The organism is Singulisphaera chitinilytica, assembly GCF_049331405.1.
Lineage (GTDB): Bacteria > Planctomycetota > Planctomycetia > Isosphaerales > Isosphaeraceae > PoT.
In genome coordinates, this window is the sequence record NZ_CP186275.1 from 80,194 (window position 1) to 95,557 (window position 15,364).

The following is a 15,364-nucleotide window of genomic DNA, read 5'->3' on the forward strand; positions in this document are numbered from 1 at the left end:
GTCTCCATGCGTTGTGAGTCGGTCATGGCATGGCTCCGTCGCCCGGGTTGCAGGAACCGAATTTCGGGAGTGTACGCAGGACCACTTTGAAAGTGAAGGGGGGAGTTCAAAAGCGTCCACCCGGGTCAGATGAGCAAGGTTTCGCGTCATGGAAGCCGGGGAGGCCGGCGATTATTTCGATTTCATTGGCCTGGCCGGGGTGGGATTCCGCTTCGACCTGGGCGAGGCCGTTGAATGGAGTCATCGTCCGTGCTCGAATGAAGGGACGTTCAGATCAGACAGGCACTCGACCCTTACTTGCGGTAGAGGTGTCATGGCACCTCCATCACTCTACCGGCGGATCCTCGGCGACCGCTTCGATGCGCTGCCGGAGGTTCTCCGACGCTTCCACGACTCGCCGCGAGGCGGGAGGGCCCGGGGGACGCTCAGGGTCGAACGGGCGGCGGGGGTGTGCCAGAACGCATTGGCATCCGTCCTGGGATTGCCCAGGGCCGGGGACGTCGTCGAGGTCCGGCTCGAGGTCGAGGTCGTCGGGGATCGCGAGCGCTGGGTCCGGCACCTCCAGGGGCGGACGATGAAGACCGTCCAGTATGCGCGAGGCGGCCTGCTGGTGGAGTCGATCGGGCCGTCGGCGTTTGCCAGCGAGCTAATCCTTGATGGCCCTTTCCTAAACCTCGAGTTCAGGAGGGCGTGGGTCCTCGGGGTCCCGCTCCCGAAGCGGCTCGCCCCTCTCGTGGACGGCCGCGTCGTCGCGGGCGAGGGGGGCTGGCAACTGGCGGTCCGCGTCGAGGTTCCGATCCTCGGTGAGCTCGTCCGTTACGAAGGGTGGATCGAGCCCGAATGAACGAAGCGCCGAGGGTCGTGACTATCCTGGGAGGCTACGGAATCTTCGGCGGCCGGATCGCCGAGGCGCTCGCGCGCGACGAACGCTGTCGGGTGCGCGTGGTCGGCCGGAACGCGAAGGTCGGCGTCAACTTCGCGAGTCGCGTCGGGGCCGACTTCCTCGCGTGCGATCTCGACGACCATGATTCGCTGCGTCGGGCAATCGCCGGCTCGTTCCTCGTCGTCCACGCGGCCGGGCCTTTCCAGGGGGCCGATTATCGCGTGGCCGAGCTCTGCCTCGAGTCCCGAGCCCACTACCTGGATCTCTCCGACGCGCGCGACTTCGTGGCGGGGGTCGTCCGGCTCGACTCCGTGGCTCGCCGACGCGGGCTCCTGGTCGTCTCGGGGGTCAGCTCGACGCCCGGCATCACATCCGCATTGATCCAGGCGTTGATGCCCGAGTTCTCGCGGATCGAGGAGATCCACACGGCGTTGAGCCCGGGGAATCAGAACCCGCGCGGGGCGTCGACGATCGGCGCCGTCCTGAGCTACCTCGGGCGGACGATCCGCGTCTGGCGGGATGGCCGTTGGGTCGAGCGGCCGGGTTGGGGCGACGCGCAACGCCTCGACTTCCCTCCTCCCGTCGGCCGCCGCCGCGTCCACAACTGTGACGTCCCGGAGCTGGAGCTTTTCCCGGCGACCTTCGCCGCCCGGACCGTCCGCTTCTCGGCCGGGTTGGAGTTGAACGTGTTGAATCACCTCCTCACCGCGTGCGCCCTCCCTTGCCGCTGGTTTGGCCTCGACCTGACGCGCCGCACCAGCCTCTTCCTGAAGGCCTCGCTGATGCTCATCCCCTTCGGGACGACGAACGGCTCGCTCGCCATCTGGCTCCGCGGCCTGGATGCAGCGGGCCGGCCCATCGAGCGACGAATCGCCCTGGTCACCGATTACGACGGCCCGGCCACGCCAAGCTCGGCGGCGATCGTCCTGGCTCGAAAGCTCCTGGAATCCGGCCCGCCACGCATCGGAGCCTACCCCTGCATCGGCTTCCTGGAGCTCGATGAGATCATGGCTCACCTTCGCCCGCTCGGCATCTGGTGCACGCTCGGCGACGAATCCGGGTGGCAAGAAAGGGGGGGGGATGATCCTTCTGCCAAGACCTGATCGGCCTCGCCCCTTGGAAGCTCGCCAACGGCTACCAGCGACTCGCCCGCTCCTGTAAAGCGGATGCACCGATAGGCTTGGAGTTGCCCCCAAGCCTATCGGTGCTGATTCCGGTCATTGGCCCAATATGTCGGGCAAACGATCATCGTGATAGTCAGTCGGGCCAGGCTTGCCCGACTCAAGGTGGCTAAGGCGATGACCCGCGCGGACTTACTTCACCGCCCAGAGGCCGGAGGCGACGCATTCGAGGATGGCGTAGGTGCCGACGGGCACGCTGACGGAGGACGATCCGATGATCGTGTCGGGGCTGGCGGGCTGGACGGTCAAGCCAAACGTGCCCTGGCCCAGGAAGCCGATCCGGATGCCGGGGCGAGCCGCCGGCAAGGTGCAAACTCGGACGGCCGAGCATGCGGAGGAATTCAAGATCCTGCCGACGTAGGACTCGGTCACGACCGTATTGTTGTCGGAGATCGCGAAGTGCGTCTTTTCCCCCCAGTTCGTGATCGACAGGGCCGACTCCTTGCCCAAAAGCCTCACGGCCTGCACGTCGGGGATGCCTTTGAACAAGGGCTTGTCGATGAAGAATTCCTTGACCGCACCGGCCCCGGAGACGAGGACGCCCCGCTTGTTGGCGGGCGTCGTGCTCTGGTCATCGATCACGAAATCGTCGATCTGGACCCGATTCACGGCGTATCCCGCCGGGTTGCTCAGCATGATGGCGTTCGTGTCGCCGGTGCCATCATATGTGCTCGGGACCTGCATCGTGCAGCCGACCAGCTTCAAGGTGACGTCGTTCGTCGCGTAAGTGGGGACGGTGACGAAGCTCAGGCCTCGAACCTTATTCGCCCCGGTCGTGGGGGAGGCCAGGCCACAATCGACGAGTTCCACATTCCCGCCGCTCAGGATGAAGGCCGACGCGGCATTGCTGTTGATGACCCAGCAATTGTTGAAGGTATATCGTCCCTTCACGAGGATGGGGGTGCCGGGCGCGAGGGTCGGCGCGGCGGCGAAGCCGGAATATTCCACGCCCTCGGCGATGCAATTCTCCGCGAAGACGCTGCCGCATTCCCAGAGGAAGCCGCGATAGACCGCGCCGTTGTCGCAGCGGACGTGGACGTTGCGGACGACGTTGTCGTGAGAAAGTATGCCGCCTTCCCCCATGTTCTTGATGATGAATGAGGCCTCGTCGTGGCCGGCGTTGTAGAGATAGCCGTTGGAGATCTCCGAATACTTGACCTTGGCGTAAAAGCCCTCGCAGTCGTGAGATTCGGTGTTGCTGAAGACGTTCTCGAGCCTGAAATCGTTCAGCACCATCCGATGGCCGCGGATGGCGATGGCGTTCGTGGGGACTTCGATATCGTGGATCGTGCCGTCCACGTGACTGATGTGGACATCCTCGATGAAATACGAAAGTGCATAATCCTCCGTCAGGATATCGCACCCGAGGGCCAGGCCGTAGGTATCCTCGCCCGCGACGAGGCCGGTGATGTTGGAGGCGCGGTATCGGCTGATGTAAGCGTTGTCGATCCAGCACAGGGTCCGCACGCCGTTGCAACTGTCGACGACGTTCACGTCGATCAGCGTCAGGTTGCTGATGACCGTCGTATTGCCATAGGCGGTGAGCGGCCGATCGAAGGACTTGAACGTCAGGCCGCGAACGGTGACGTTCGACGTGCCCGCCGCCAGGGCGAATCGCACGTGGTTGGCTTTATCGCCGCCGTCAAGGATCGCGTACTCGGAACCGGAGCCTGAAATGTCCAGATCGCCGGACGGCGTATACGTACCCCAATTCGGGATGGAGTAAGTGCCGGTCGGGAAGTGCAATGTGATCTTGCGGGCGATGCAATAATCAAGCGCCGACTTGATGGCCGCGCCGTCGTTCGCTACGCCGTCTCCGATCGCCCCGAACATCGTGGCGTAGATTTCCTGCTCGGCCAGCCGGAAGCCCCGGTTGTTCACATCAAGGAATGAGCTGCGGGGGTTCGCGGTGACATAGGCCGAATTGACGGCCGAGTCATAACAATAGAGGGCCTCTCCCAGCCCGACCGTGCTGTAGCCCGAAGTCCTAACGATGTCGGTCCCCACGGGAATCGTCTGGGACCCTGCCGTCACGAACGTACCGATGGCCATAGGATGCACCTCGCGAATAAGTAACCCGTCCGACCAAGCAACACGTATGGTCGTTCCACAGCTTTATGCCAGGAACACCTTGAATATACTGTTGATAGTGAACGAATGTCAACTTCGAAAGAGTGCACCATCGTGCGGCGCATTGCGGGTCACCCGGACCTCGTCCGGAATGCGAACGAGCCCGCGACGCGCATGAGCGACGTGCGGGCTTGGTTTTGACGATCGGGAGGACTAGAGAGGATTGCGGGACTGACCGGCGCTGCGGCGCGGTCTACGGCTTGGGCGGGATGAACTTCAACTCGCCGAGGTCCTTGACCTCGCCTGGCGCGACGATGACGCCGTCGAACAGGTGGCCGGCTTGGTGGAAGTTCTCGGAGACGTCGGCGCCGTATTTCAGGCCGGGGACGAGGGCCTCGATGCGGAAGCGGCCGTCGTCGCCGATGAGATGGCCGCCGTTCCAGTCGCTGTCGGGGAGGATGCCGATAGCGTCTTGGTTGGGCGCGAACCAGTCGACGGAGCTCGAAATCGAGAGGCCTAGGCGAGTCTGGCCCTCGTCGTCGACGATCCGCCCGGTGATCGTGCCCCAGGGCTGGAGCCGCAAGGTGTGTGGGGCGGGCTCGTCCCCCTTGAGATAGGCCGAGCCGATGAGCTTTCGCTCGACATTCGCCACCGTCAGGCGTCTCGGGCTCGACGGATCGAGGGAGTGCATCTCGAAGGTGGATTGATGGCGGACGACTTCCTCCGTGGGGAAGAGTTCGCTGAGGCCTCGTACCTTGTTGCGGCCGATGGGCTTGCCCTCGGGGTCGATCACCCGGATCGTCAGCGTGCGGCCGGGATCGGCCTGGAGGTCGAGCGTCGTCGTCTCGAGGCCGGGGGCGAGGTTGACCTCCGCGAAGACGTTGTAATTGCCGATGTGATAGCTTTCCGGCACCGTGTCGAATCGGCCGGCTTTGCGGTCGAAACCGCTGATCGCCTCGATCCCGATCGCCCGTCGATATCTCGACGTGTCGCAACGCGCCGCGATGAGGCCGCGGCCGGGGAGCATGACGACCTCGAAACTGCCAATCTTGCTCATCGGGGGATAGGTCAACTGAACGTCCGCGTTGAAGCCCGGATATTCGCGGATCCGGGGGTTGTCCCTGAAGCTGAACCCATCAATATGCCCCAATATGGGCCTGCCCGTCGCCTTGTCCGTCAATCGCCCACGCACTAGGATACCGCGCTTGAGCGCAACGTCGTGATGGATCGGTGCCGGCGCGGGGGAGTCGGCCTTGACCTTGAAGTAGGCCCGGGTGTAGGGGAGCCCGGGGCCGGGCTGGAGGAGCAGGCCATAACCCTTCGCCCTGGGGAGGCCGGCGAGCCTGTAATGGCCCTCGCCGTCGGTTTTCGCGATCACCTCGGCGATCGCGAGATAGCGGAACATGGGTTCGTCGAGGATGGAACCCCGGAGCGTGACGTTCGGGATCGGCCTGCCCGAGTCCTTGTCGCGGATGACACCCTCGATCGGGGTCGTGGGCATCGCCGCGAACTCCAGGCGACGGTCATAAATAGGCTGGTTCCGATTGATAAGCTTGACCCCGGAGAGGTGCTTGCCCTCGCCGTCTCGGGTGGCGATGTAGAGCGTCGACGTGGCGATCGAAGGGCCACTGATGTAGGCCTCGGCGATGCGCTCGGCCCCGAGATCCGCCAGGCGGAACCGGCCGTCGCGGTCGGTGGTCGCGTCGGGCCCGTTTACGGGGAAACCCGCGAGTCCGTTACCGATGTTGAAGTGACGACCCGCCTCGAATTCCCGGATCCAGGTGTCCAGGTCGCGTTGCTCGGCCATGTAGAGGGTCTTGACGTGGACCCGGGCGCCGACGACCGGGCGGCCTTCGAGGTCAACGACGCGGCCCTCGACGGGCAATCCTCCTTGCGCGAGACGCACGGTCAGTTCCTCGGTCTCGGCGGTTTGCAGGTCGGCCCTGGCGGCGGTCGGGCCGAAGCCGGGGGCCGAAGCATTCACCCACGGCAACTCTCCGGCGGCCTCGGCCTCGGCCCGCCACAGCGGGTTGATCGGGACGCGGACCGAAAACCGTCCGTCGGGGCCGCTCGAAGACTCGGGCATCGGGTGGTCGGGGTCGTCGAGAGGGAAGACGAGCTTCGCGTTCGGGACCGGCCGGCCTTTGGAGTCGACGACGCGGCCTCGCAGATGGATCTGATCCCTGGAGGCGGGAGCGGGCGTCGCGAGGGCGGGGGCAGGGGACTTGGCCTTCGCCTTCGAGGCGACATCCGCCGAACCCATCTTTGCATTCGAAGGCTTTGGATCGTCGACGCGTGCGAAGGCCCCTGCCAGGGCAAGCGACGCAGCGACGAGGATGGTCATGGTCGCGAGCTTGGCCTGGGTCATGAGGATCCCCCTCAGGAATGACTGCGAAAGCAAGGCGACGGCGGTCGAGGTCGGGGCTCCGGACGAGGCCGCGACGGCAGCCGCGACCCAACTCACCGGGACCGACACGCCGACCGGCTCGAAGGCCAGCGCCGGGGCGATCGCCGCGTGGGCGAAGCCTCGCCGGGCGAGCCGGGCGCGGAGCCGCTCGCGCCCTCGGGCCAGACGGCTCCGCAGCGCGGGCACCGAGACGCGGAGCCGTCGGGCGGCCTCCGGATAGGAGAGGCCTTCGAGGTCGCAGAGGACGAGCGGGAGCCGCTGGCGCCTCGGCAGGCGGTCGATCTCGTCGTGGAGGGTCGGGCCGAGGTCGGGCTCGGGGGCGTCGGGGGCGGGGCTGGGGATGTCCAAGGTCAGCTCTCCCGACTCGTGCCGACGCCTCCTCTTATCCCTGACGCTCGCCTGCACGGCGATCCGATAGGCCACGCGATGGAGCCAGCCGCCGAGGGCCTCGCCGGCTCGGACCGACCCGGCCTTGCGAGCCAGCACCACGAACGTCGCCTGGAAGGCATCCTCGACGTCCTGCTCATGACGCAGCACCGCGCGGCAGGTCGCGAGCACCATCGGCCCGTGACGCGTCACGAGAGCCTCGAAGGCCTCGGCATCGCGGGCCGACGCGTACCGCCTCAAGAGCGACTCATCGCCCAGCCCGGCCACGCCCCCCCTGACGAAGAGTTGCCGGAGATCCTCGAACGCGGAAGACATCGCCACCCTTGTCATGCCGTCGTAACTCCTCTCCTCCCGAACGCCTGCCATCCGAATCTAGAGAGGATGCGATAGGGGTGGTCGTCTCGTATTTCTTTTAACTCTTGAATTGGAGGCGAGTTCTGTCAAGGTTTTGGCATCCATTCAAGTTTCCCGAAGGTTGGAGTAGAATGAATTGATGGCTGACCGCCGGGAATCGGCGGTCCCGGGGGGGGCTTCGCGATGAGGCACTCCAGGTGGAGTCGGCTGGGAATCGGATGGGATCGGCTGCGAGGCCGGATCCTCATCGTGGTGGTCGGCGGCGTGCGCGTGGCGGTCGGCGGCGTCCGCAGGCTGAAGGATCGCCTCGTGGCCGCCTGCCGCTCGGCGCGGGTCCGGATCGGTCTCGAGCTCACGCTCATCGCCACCATGTTATTGTGCTGCCTGTTCTTGTACGTCCCGAGGCTCTATCTCAGCCAGAGGGCCCGGGCGGAGGAACTCGCGGGCGTCGCGGCCTCGCTCGCCGACGATGCGGAAGATCGGCGCGAGCGCGACTTCTACCGCCACGAGGCGGCCTGGTATCGGGCGAGGGGCCGCGAGATCCTCTGGCGCAGCCTGTGTTGCGCGATCCACCCCGGCTATGGCCCTAACGGCCGCGACGAGCAGACCGACCCGGAGCTGACGAGGCTGGACCTCGCGATGCGAGAGCGGCTCGACACCCACGGTTTCGGGTGGTCGCGCTACTACGCCCTGGCCGAGTGTCAAGCGGCGCGGGCCAGGGATCTGATGGCGTATGACTCAGAGATGCTCCGAGAGGGGGCCTGGGATCGTGCCTCGCACGAGCATCTCGACCTGATCGAGCGGATCGAATCCCTGATCTGCAAGGCTCGCTACTACCGCCGGGCCCTCGCGCACCCCTGGGAGCCCTTCCTCGAGCACCCGCCGACGTGGTGAGGTGGATACTGCGGCGCGACGAGGAGTCGCGGATCTACCACCGGCACAAGGCCGCCGGGGAGTTCCCCCCACTGCGGCCGTGGCCGAATACGAGTTGGGCGAAGTGCCGCATGAAGCACGTCTGTCGAACCATCATCTGGAGCGCGTGCTTGCCGGAAATATCGGGCGATGACATCATCGATCCAGACTCTGCCGTCACGGCGTTGGAGTACGTCGCTTCAAGGCTCCAGGGTGCAACCGAGGTGGAGAGGAGCTCGTTTGCCGAGGCCTGTGAGGAAGAAGCGGTGAATGTACAGAATGAGCCTTCCTACGCGCGGCCGGCGGCTTTCGATCGCGACCTACCCGCTGCTCTTGGCCCAAGACGCCATCGGGCCTTGCGCATCAAAGATTCCATATGCAACGCTATGAATAAATCGATTAAAGTGGAATTAGCAATGCTGAAGGTGCTAGATTCGGGGCTCAGGCGAGGTTTTGGGGGCACAACTCACTACCCGAGTTCGTGGCGATTGATCAGCAAGTCCGGCCAGACTGATCGGCGGAGGCGGGCATCGTGACCGATACATATCAGCCGCTCATCGAGGCTCTCCGAGAGTTGGCGGTACAGGCGTATCTCCAACGCCCCAATCAACTTGTCATCTCACGCCAATATGGTGTGGCGATGCCGTTCTCCGGCAACAGTTTTTGGGTGACTTGCCACGAAGGTTCCTGGCATGTCTGCACCTGGAGACCTGCGTTCTACCGACTCCCGTCCGCGGCCGACTTAGTCGCCTTTTGCGTCGAGTTCGTGGACGTCGGCGATTCGGCTCAGCCGCGAGTACCTCGCAGCCTGGTCGACAAGTATCATTTGATTGAGTTGTCGGATGAGGAAGCGGAATCTCTCTTTAGAAATTGAGCAGGCACCGGCTAACTTCGTGCGGCATTAGACCCCGCCCGCTACGATATCTGCCGGGGCGCAACTATCACCCTCTGCAAGGCAGTCGATAGGATTATCGGTCGATCAAATGTTGTGATCAGCGTGCTTAGATTACACGTTATTCAGCATGCTATTGCAAGTCGTGGGGACACACGATGATTTTTGCCGTCGGATGGTGTGCCCTACGCACGTCCGTCGGCATTTACGCCGTGCCGGCCGCAGCGGACGCTGTCGCCATGACCGTAAGTTGTGAGGCGGTAACCGGACCGGCGCGGGCGCGAGGGCGCAGAGGGTGTTGATGTCCGTGTTCGAGACGTGCCGCCGCCAGGCGTGCCCTGTCGTGGATCACGTCAGCAGGGTGTTGTGCTGCTTCGGCAACCGGCTCCTCGAGCGACCTCTGCTGCTCGGGGGATGAGCCAGGACGACCTCCGGCCGATCCCTGAGCCCAGTCTTCGGCGAGACAACCCTTATGAGCGATCACGACCCCGCCTCCTCGCCCACGAAGCCGAGATCGAAGCGGCCAGCATGGAGAGCAGGATCAAGGGCGAGGTGTAGAGAACGATCACGAAGGCGATGATCACGCCGAAGAAAGCGGTCGGCCCCATGCTCTCCATCGTCATGCCTTGACCCGAGAGGATCCGGACAAACTGGTTGACGGGCCAGAGCCACAAGTTTTCATACCACGCGATGCAACCTATTCCGAGTATCGAGAGCCATCCGGCCAGATGGAATCCTCCCCAATACGCCCCCGTGTTCCCCTTCAGGCGAGGGACGGTCATGAGGAGCAGGTTGGCCATCGGCAGCGTGACGATGGCCGTTTCTGCGGCATTTTTTATGCCCCAGCAATATTTGAGGACGGCCCCATCCACCGCGACGAGGGACACGAGTATCATCAAGGTCGCCAGCGAGAAGCTTTTCGAGCGTGCGATGGTCATGTCCTTCCTCTGGTTAGAAGGGGCCGAGTATAACCAGCGGACCTGCGTCGTGGATACTTTTGACCCTTACCCTCGGGTGGTGTTCGCGACCCTCTTCGCCGCGGAATCCGGCCCCACCTCTCGATCCGTATATCGACGGTGGCGACGGCGATCATTGCGGTTTCCCTCTGCCTCTATCTCAGGTCGGTCCAACGTCAGCTCGGGCCGGTTTTGAACGGTATTAAGCTTTCTGTCCTGCTCGACATCCAGGTCGTCGACGACGCCATCGGCGAGCCGATCTCAGGGGTGAGGATCGAGCAACCTTTCCTCCACCCGCCTGGCCAGGCAGGGCGGACCTGGCCGAACTCGACCTGAGGCCTGCCCTGGATCCGATGGCGGCTCTTCCGCCTCCTGCCATCACGGACCGGGGAGGGAGGAACACCCTTGTCGCGGGACCGAGTTGAAGAGACGTCGCGTCTACCAGGCCTGAAATATGATCCCGGCGGCCAGCGAACCAGAAGTCGTCTTTCATACCGTTATGGGCGTGAGGGTCCAAGCCCAGGGCTATTGACGGATTCATTGTGGGGAGGTTAGAGAAGCGTCTTCGGCTTAGAACGACCCCTTTCGAGATCCTTGGCATGGACGCACCCTCAAATCTCGGCTTGCTCCATTTCCTCGATGAGGTCCTCGACCCTCGCAGTCGACACGGCCGCCAGCATCCCCTATCGGCCGTCCTCGCCTTGGCCTGCTGCGCCATCATGTGTGGCTCCCGCAGTTATGCCGCCATCGGCCAATGGGCCCACGACCAGGACATCGCGTTCATGCATCGCCTCGGATTCACTAGGCGTCCTCCCAAGTCCGGCGGCATTCGCAAGGTCCTCATGGCCCTCTCGCCGGCCGCACTGGAGGCGGCCTTGACCCGCTGGGCCGAGGCCCTGCTCGGCCAAATCCCCGCGGAGGACGAAGGCCTCCTTGCCCCCTTCGCCCTGGACGGTAAGTCGGTTCGCGGCAGCTTCGATGGCCTGAACAAAGCCGTTCATCTGCTCTCGCTGGTCGCCCACCGATCCGGGCTGACCGTGGCCCAGGCCAAGGTGCCCGACGGCGCCAAGGACAAGACGAATGAGCATAAGGCCGCCCTCCAGCTCCTCTCGGGGTTGGTCCTCGAGGGCCGTCTCATCACCGGCGATGCCATCTTCTGTCAACGCGACCTGAGCCGTCAGATCGTCGACAGCGGCGGCCATTACCTCTGGGTGGTCAAGGACAATCAGCCCGCACTCCCGGCCGACATCCGAGCGGCCTTCGCCCCGGGAGCCGTAGAGGCTCTTTCCCCCAGCAGCGGCGCTCTGGCTTGAGGCCATCGACACAGCGACCACCTTGGAGAAAGGACATGGCCGCACCGAGCGTCGCACGTCGACGGCCACGACGGCCCTGAACGGCTATCTGGACTGGCCCGGAGTGGGCCAGGTCGGCCGAATCGACTCGGTCGTGCTGCGCGACGGCAAGCGCACCACGGAGACCCGCCACTTCATCACCAGCGTGCCGCGTTCGATGGCCGGTGCCGAGGAACTCCTGCGCTGGTCGCGCGGCCATTGGACCATCGAGAACCGCTCGCACCATGTGCGAGACGTGAGCCTGGGAGAAGATGCCAGCCGGATTCGCAAAGGCTTCGGCCCCGAGGTCTTTGCGGCGTTACGGAACCTGGCCCTCGGCTTGATACGATCGACGGGGAGCACCAACATCGCCGGGGCGATGCGAAGGAATGCCAGCCGCATCAGCGATCTCTTCGCCACGCTGGGCATCTTCTAACTGTGATTAGCCGTGGGTCCAAGCCGATGGCTACTTGAGGTGGGCGGAATACCTCGAAGACATCAGGAAGGCGGGCGGCCACTCGCAATCAACTCACGCCTCCCGTTTGTCGTGCGGTTGAAGAAATGTTCACCGACAGCAAGCCTCTGTATTGCGTAACCCTCAAATCAAGAGATGTGGCCGGTATCGTAGAGCATGAAGCGGTCGGAGTTGCAAAGGGCCACCAGAATGAAGACAATCTTTCCCCTGGGCCCGTAGGTTTGGAAAGTCGAAGGGCATCGGCATGACCCGCCTGGAAAAGTCAGCGGCGTACGCCACGGTCTTGAGCTTACCGCTCGCCGTGATCGGCACCTATTTCACGTATTTGCAGGTCCAACCGCCGGCCGAGCCGGTGAAGCCCTCACCACCGTCTTCCGAGGCAGAAACGGTCGTTGAAGACGCACCTCCCCGGCCGATCGTGGAAGCGTCAAAAGCTGCAACTCCTAAACAAGTCGTTCTGCGCGAAGACGTGCAGCCGGAACCGATTACTTTCGTCGAGGCGCCAGCCAAGCCTGAGCCCGAGATCCGCGACCTCGGCTCGTTCACTCTGAAGGAAAAAGGGCATACGTGGGAAACCGTGTTGCCCGGCCGCTTCTCGAAGGTCGAGGCGGCTTTCTACCGCGGGACGCTTGAAGACCAGACTCTCAACGCAGCCTGGGCCGGTCATCTCTCGATCAATAACCGGGATGTCATACGCTTCGAGCGATGCACTGGCGGAAATCCCCCGATCTTCACGTTCAAGAACTACAGCGAGGATCGGAGCTACACGGAGCTGAACGACTATCGCAAGTCGGCCTACAAGCCCTACGTTGATGTTACAATGTTCGCGAAGCCCGGCACGAATTACGTTTTCTTCTACCACGAACAGCGGGTAGACCTGCCGATGGGGGTCGTCCTACGCATCACGCCCTGAGTCAGGGGAACAGTGACTTGGCTAGCGTGTCTGTGCGTCAGACTCACGATTCCGATCGACCTCCCAATTCTCGTTTGGATAGAGTGGATACTTGGCAATAAAATCAGTACATGAAATATGAGTCGCTTTGATTTCAATCAGATTATTGGTTGGGAGGTGCTCAATCGTAGGCTACCCGATCACTTTATGGCCATTAAGCTCGAATGGCAGGCCCTACTCGCGGACCAAAAAGCAACTGAACCGTCCTACCTCCGATATATACGCGAGAATGCGGGTTTCTTCCTTTGTGACAGCCAGCGAAGTCTGATATCGATCTCGGAATTACAGTTCGGCGCAGATTATCGGCCTGACTTCGTTGTCGCCACCGACGAGGCAAGCTATGGATTCAAGTACGAATTAATCGAACTTGAGTCACCTCATGATATCGTCTACAAGAAATCCGTCGATCCCTCAGCTCATTTGACAGAGGCAATCAATCAAGTGCAAAAATGGCAGCTTTGGCTCGATGCCAATCGAGCCGAGGCCAAGCGACTTTTCCCATCAAAGCAATTCCAGGCGTTCGATAAACCAAACTTTGATTTCCTTATTATTATTGGAAGACGCGAAGCTTTACAAGCTCATCTTCACATGAGGAACTATAATGCGGATTCTTTAAGTATTAGAATCCGTTCGTTCGACTATTTGACGGATCGACTTTTTCAAAGATATTTCTATTCACTGCCGTTTCAATTTTCTGACGAAATGAACAACCTTAGCCCCATACTGCGCAACAAGTTGGTTAACCCTTTTGCCAAATCCTTCACGAGCGGTGAGTGGAGGGGAATAACTGGGTCATTCCAGCTAAACCCCACCCATATGGTTGCAAAAAATGCCGATCTATTGATTTTGAGAATGAAATACAACGATCGGCTGTCCTCATTCATGCTCGATTGGGACGCACTTCCCGACGATGAGAAAAATAGGTATTGGGAGGCCATTAGAATAGCTCACGGAGTTGACTGATACCTCGTCACGTGATTCAAATAGGAACTGATTCGCCGGGTAGCGAGACAAAGAAGCCTTCACGCCATCTGGCAAACTCGACCCTTGCCTCGCCCACAATCTCCTCGCGATACTGCTTGGGCAATTTCGGGCCTACCTTCTCAAGCCACTGATCGAACGCGGCCACAACGATTTCAAAATCATGTCTGCTGAAATGGACGCGCAGATTCTTGGGAAAACGATCACCAATCAGCCGCAAGCATGCGAGCGAAGCAGCCATGCCTTGCTCCGGGTGAGACTTTTCTAGTAGACCGCCAGATTTAATTTGCGGACTATCGCCGGATCGGTTCTCCTGAGGCACTTAACGCCACAGGAGGGCCGCCATGAAGAAGTACAAGGTCACGCTCGGATCCGAAGAACGCCAGGCGTTGCACGACCTGATCGCCGCCGGACGGGCCGCCGCCCGGAAGCTGACCCACGCCCGCATCCTGCTCAAGGCCGATGCCGCCGAGGGCGGCCCCGCCTGGCCCGACGGCAGGATCGCCGAGGCCCTGGAGGTCAGCGACGCCACCGTCGAGCGGGTCCGCCAGCGGTTCGTCGAGCGGGGCCTCGAGGCCGCCCTGGACCACAAGCGGCGGGAGCGGCCAGCCCGGGAGCCCAAGCTCGACGGCCGGGCCGAGGCCCGGCTCATCGCCCTGGCCTGCTCGGCACCGCCCGAGGGCCGGAAGTCCTGGACCATGCGGCTCCCGGCCGACAAGCTCGTCGAGCTGGAGGTCGTCGACTCGATCTCCGACGAGACCGTCCGGGTGACGCTCAAAAAAACGAGATCAAGCCGTGGCTGAGGCAGCAGTGGTGCCTGCCGCCGGAGCGGGACGCTGGGTTCGTCTGCGCCATGGAGGACGTGCTCGAGGTGTACCACCGGCCCTACGACGAGAGGCGTCCCCTGGTCTGCCTCGACGAGGCGAGCAAGCAGCTGATCGGCGAGGTGATCCGGCCGGTGCCGGCCGAGCCGGGCCGGCCGGAGCGGTTCGACTACGAATACGCCCGCAACGGCACGGCCGACCTGTTCATGATCTCCGAGCCGCTGCTGGGCTGGCGGGCGGTGCGGGTGACCGATCGGCGGACGGCGGTGGACTTCGCCGAGGTCGTCGCCTGGCTGGTGGAGGAGGTGCATGAGGAGGCCGAGAGGGTCGTGCTGGTGATGGATAACCTCAATACGCACAAGCTGGCGTCGCTGTACGAGGCGTTCCCGCCGGAGCGTGCCCGGGCGATCGCCGAGCGGCTGGAGGTCCACCACACGCCGAAGCACGGCAGCTGGCTGAACGTGTCGGAGATCGAGCTGTCGGTGCTGGCCCGCCAGTGCCTGGACCGGCGGATCGAGACGAGGGAGGAATTGGAACGGGAGGTGTCGGCGTGGGAGGAGCAGCGGAACGACCGGGGCGTCGAGGTTCGCTGGCAGTTCACGACAGCCGAAGCACGCATAAAGCTCCGCCGGCTTTACCCGGCACTTTGAGCCTGGCGGTCTACTAGGACAATTTCAATACCCTTCGACATTCGCTCTTTGAGAAGGTAAATATTGGCTCCGATGGTACCAAATGCAAAATCGTTATCGTCAATACCGG

Annotated in this window: 14 protein-coding genes; 10 read left to right on the forward strand and 4 right to left on the reverse strand. The window is 62.8% G+C overall.

All coding sequences use genetic code 11. From position 1 onward, the window contains the following. Positions 1–313 precede the first annotated feature (313 nt). Positions 314–844, forward strand: coding sequence for a DUF4166 domain-containing protein (locus ACOYYX_RS38430; protein ID WP_422931897.1), 531 nt, complete (start codon positions 314–316; stop codon positions 842–844). Next, a complete protein-coding gene (locus tag ACOYYX_RS38435; protein WP_422931898.1) occupies positions 841–1,986 on the forward strand; it encodes a saccharopine dehydrogenase family protein in 1,146 nt (381 codons plus the stop codon). Before ACOYYX_RS38430 ends, ACOYYX_RS38435 begins: the two co-directional genes overlap by 4 nt. Before the next feature lie 210 nt (positions 1,987–2,196). Here ACOYYX_RS38435 and ACOYYX_RS38440 read toward each other — a convergent pair whose 3' ends face one another. Together ACOYYX_RS38440 and ACOYYX_RS38445 are read right to left on the reverse strand one after the other, a co-directional pair. Beyond that, complete coding sequence (locus tag ACOYYX_RS38440) at positions 2,197–4,116, reverse strand: hypothetical protein (protein ID WP_422931899.1); 1,920 nt, start codon at positions 4,114–4,116, stop codon at positions 2,197–2,199. Between the two features lie 271 nt (positions 4,117–4,387). Continuing rightward, complete coding sequence (locus ACOYYX_RS38445; protein ID WP_422931900.1) at positions 4,388–7,243, reverse strand: sigma-70 family RNA polymerase sigma factor; 2,856 nt, start codon at positions 7,241–7,243, stop codon at positions 4,388–4,390. Positions 7,244–7,465: 222 nt separating this feature from the next. Between ACOYYX_RS38445 and ACOYYX_RS38450 the strand changes: the two genes are divergently transcribed. Both ACOYYX_RS38450 and ACOYYX_RS38455 read left to right on the forward strand, forming a co-directional pair. Then, positions 7,466–8,176, forward strand: a complete 711-nt coding sequence (locus ACOYYX_RS38450) for a hypothetical protein (protein ID WP_422931901.1) — start codon at positions 7,466–7,468, stop codon at positions 8,174–8,176. 550 nt (positions 8,177–8,726) lie between these two features. Then, entirely contained in the window at positions 8,727–9,068 is a 342-nt protein-coding gene (locus ACOYYX_RS38455) for a hypothetical protein (protein ID WP_422931902.1), read from the forward strand. 488 nt (positions 9,069–9,556) lie between these two features. Here ACOYYX_RS38455 and ACOYYX_RS38460 read toward each other — a convergent pair whose 3' ends face one another. Further along, positions 9,557–10,024: a hypothetical protein gene (locus tag ACOYYX_RS38460; RefSeq protein ID WP_422931903.1), complete on the reverse strand. Its 468-nt coding sequence runs from the start codon at positions 10,022–10,024 to the stop codon at positions 9,557–9,559. Between the two features lie 138 nt (positions 10,025–10,162). Here ACOYYX_RS38460 and ACOYYX_RS38465 point away from each other — a divergent pair, with 138 nt between their 5' ends. The 5 genes from ACOYYX_RS38465 to ACOYYX_RS38485 all read left to right on the forward strand — a co-directional run bounded on the left by ACOYYX_RS38465 (position 10,163) and on the right by ACOYYX_RS38485 (position 13,763). Then, entirely contained in the window at positions 10,163–10,378 is a 216-nt protein-coding gene (locus ACOYYX_RS38465) for a hypothetical protein (protein ID WP_422931904.1), read from the forward strand. A gap of 263 nt (positions 10,379–10,641) precedes the next feature. Continuing rightward, positions 10,642–11,355 carry an ISAs1 family transposase gene (locus ACOYYX_RS38470; RefSeq protein WP_422931905.1) on the forward strand — a complete coding sequence of 238 codons (714 nt, stop codon included), beginning with the start codon at positions 10,642–10,644 and terminating at the stop codon, positions 11,353–11,355. A 4-nt stretch (positions 11,356–11,359) separates the two neighbouring features. After that, positions 11,360–11,809: an ISAs1 family transposase gene (locus ACOYYX_RS38475; protein ID WP_422931974.1), complete on the forward strand. Its 450-nt coding sequence runs from the start codon at positions 11,360–11,362 to the stop codon at positions 11,807–11,809. A 283-nt stretch (positions 11,810–12,092) separates the two neighbouring features. Then, a complete protein-coding gene (locus ACOYYX_RS38480; RefSeq protein ID WP_422931906.1) occupies positions 12,093–12,761 on the forward strand; it encodes a hypothetical protein in 669 nt (222 codons plus the stop codon). Positions 12,762–12,947: 186 nt separating this feature from the next. Next, a complete protein-coding gene (locus tag ACOYYX_RS38485; RefSeq protein ID WP_422931907.1) occupies positions 12,948–13,763 on the forward strand; it encodes a Shedu anti-phage system protein SduA domain-containing protein in 816 nt (271 codons plus the stop codon). Between the two features lie 16 nt (positions 13,764–13,779). Here ACOYYX_RS38485 and ACOYYX_RS38490 read toward each other — a convergent pair whose 3' ends face one another. Continuing rightward, positions 13,780–14,022: a hypothetical protein gene (locus ACOYYX_RS38490; protein WP_422931908.1), complete on the reverse strand. Its 243-nt coding sequence runs from the start codon at positions 14,020–14,022 to the stop codon at positions 13,780–13,782. Positions 14,023–14,125: 103 nt separating this feature from the next. Here ACOYYX_RS38490 and ACOYYX_RS38495 point away from each other — a divergent pair. Next, positions 14,126–15,255 (forward strand): IS630 family transposase gene (locus ACOYYX_RS38495; protein ID WP_422931909.1). Its coding sequence is split into 2 segments (ribosomal slippage): positions 14,126–14,558 and positions 14,558–15,255, totalling 1,131 coding nucleotides; the frame shifts between segments, so codons are not numbered across the junction. Positions 15,256–15,364: the final 109 nt, after the last annotated feature.

Coding starts and splice junctions, on each gene's coding strand:
- ACOYYX_RS38430 (WP_422931897.1), top strand. CDS start 314: ATGGCACCTCCATCACTCTACCGGCGGATCCTCGGCGACCGCTTCGAT.
- ACOYYX_RS38435 (WP_422931898.1), top strand. CDS start 841: ATGAACGAAGCGCCGAGGGTCGTGACTATCCTGGGAGGCTACGGAATC.
- ACOYYX_RS38440 (WP_422931899.1), bottom strand. CDS start 4,116: ATGGCCATCGGTACGTTCGTGACGGCAGGGTCCCAGACGATTCCCGTG.
- ACOYYX_RS38445 (WP_422931900.1), bottom strand. CDS start 7,243: ATGTCTTCCGCGTTCGAGGATCTCCGGCAACTCTTCGTCAGGGGGGGC.
- ACOYYX_RS38450 (WP_422931901.1), top strand. CDS start 7,466: ATGAGGCACTCCAGGTGGAGTCGGCTGGGAATCGGATGGGATCGGCTG.
- ACOYYX_RS38460 (WP_422931903.1), bottom strand. CDS start 10,024: ATGACCATCGCACGCTCGAAAAGCTTCTCGCTGGCGACCTTGATGATA.
- ACOYYX_RS38470 (WP_422931905.1), top strand. CDS start 10,642: ATGGACGCACCCTCAAATCTCGGCTTGCTCCATTTCCTCGATGAGGTC.
- ACOYYX_RS38480 (WP_422931906.1), top strand. CDS start 12,093: ATGACCCGCCTGGAAAAGTCAGCGGCGTACGCCACGGTCTTGAGCTTA.
- ACOYYX_RS38485 (WP_422931907.1), top strand. CDS start 12,948: ATGGCCATTAAGCTCGAATGGCAGGCCCTACTCGCGGACCAAAAAGCA.
- ACOYYX_RS38490 (WP_422931908.1), bottom strand. CDS start 14,022: ATGGCTGCTTCGCTCGCATGCTTGCGGCTGATTGGTGATCGTTTTCCC.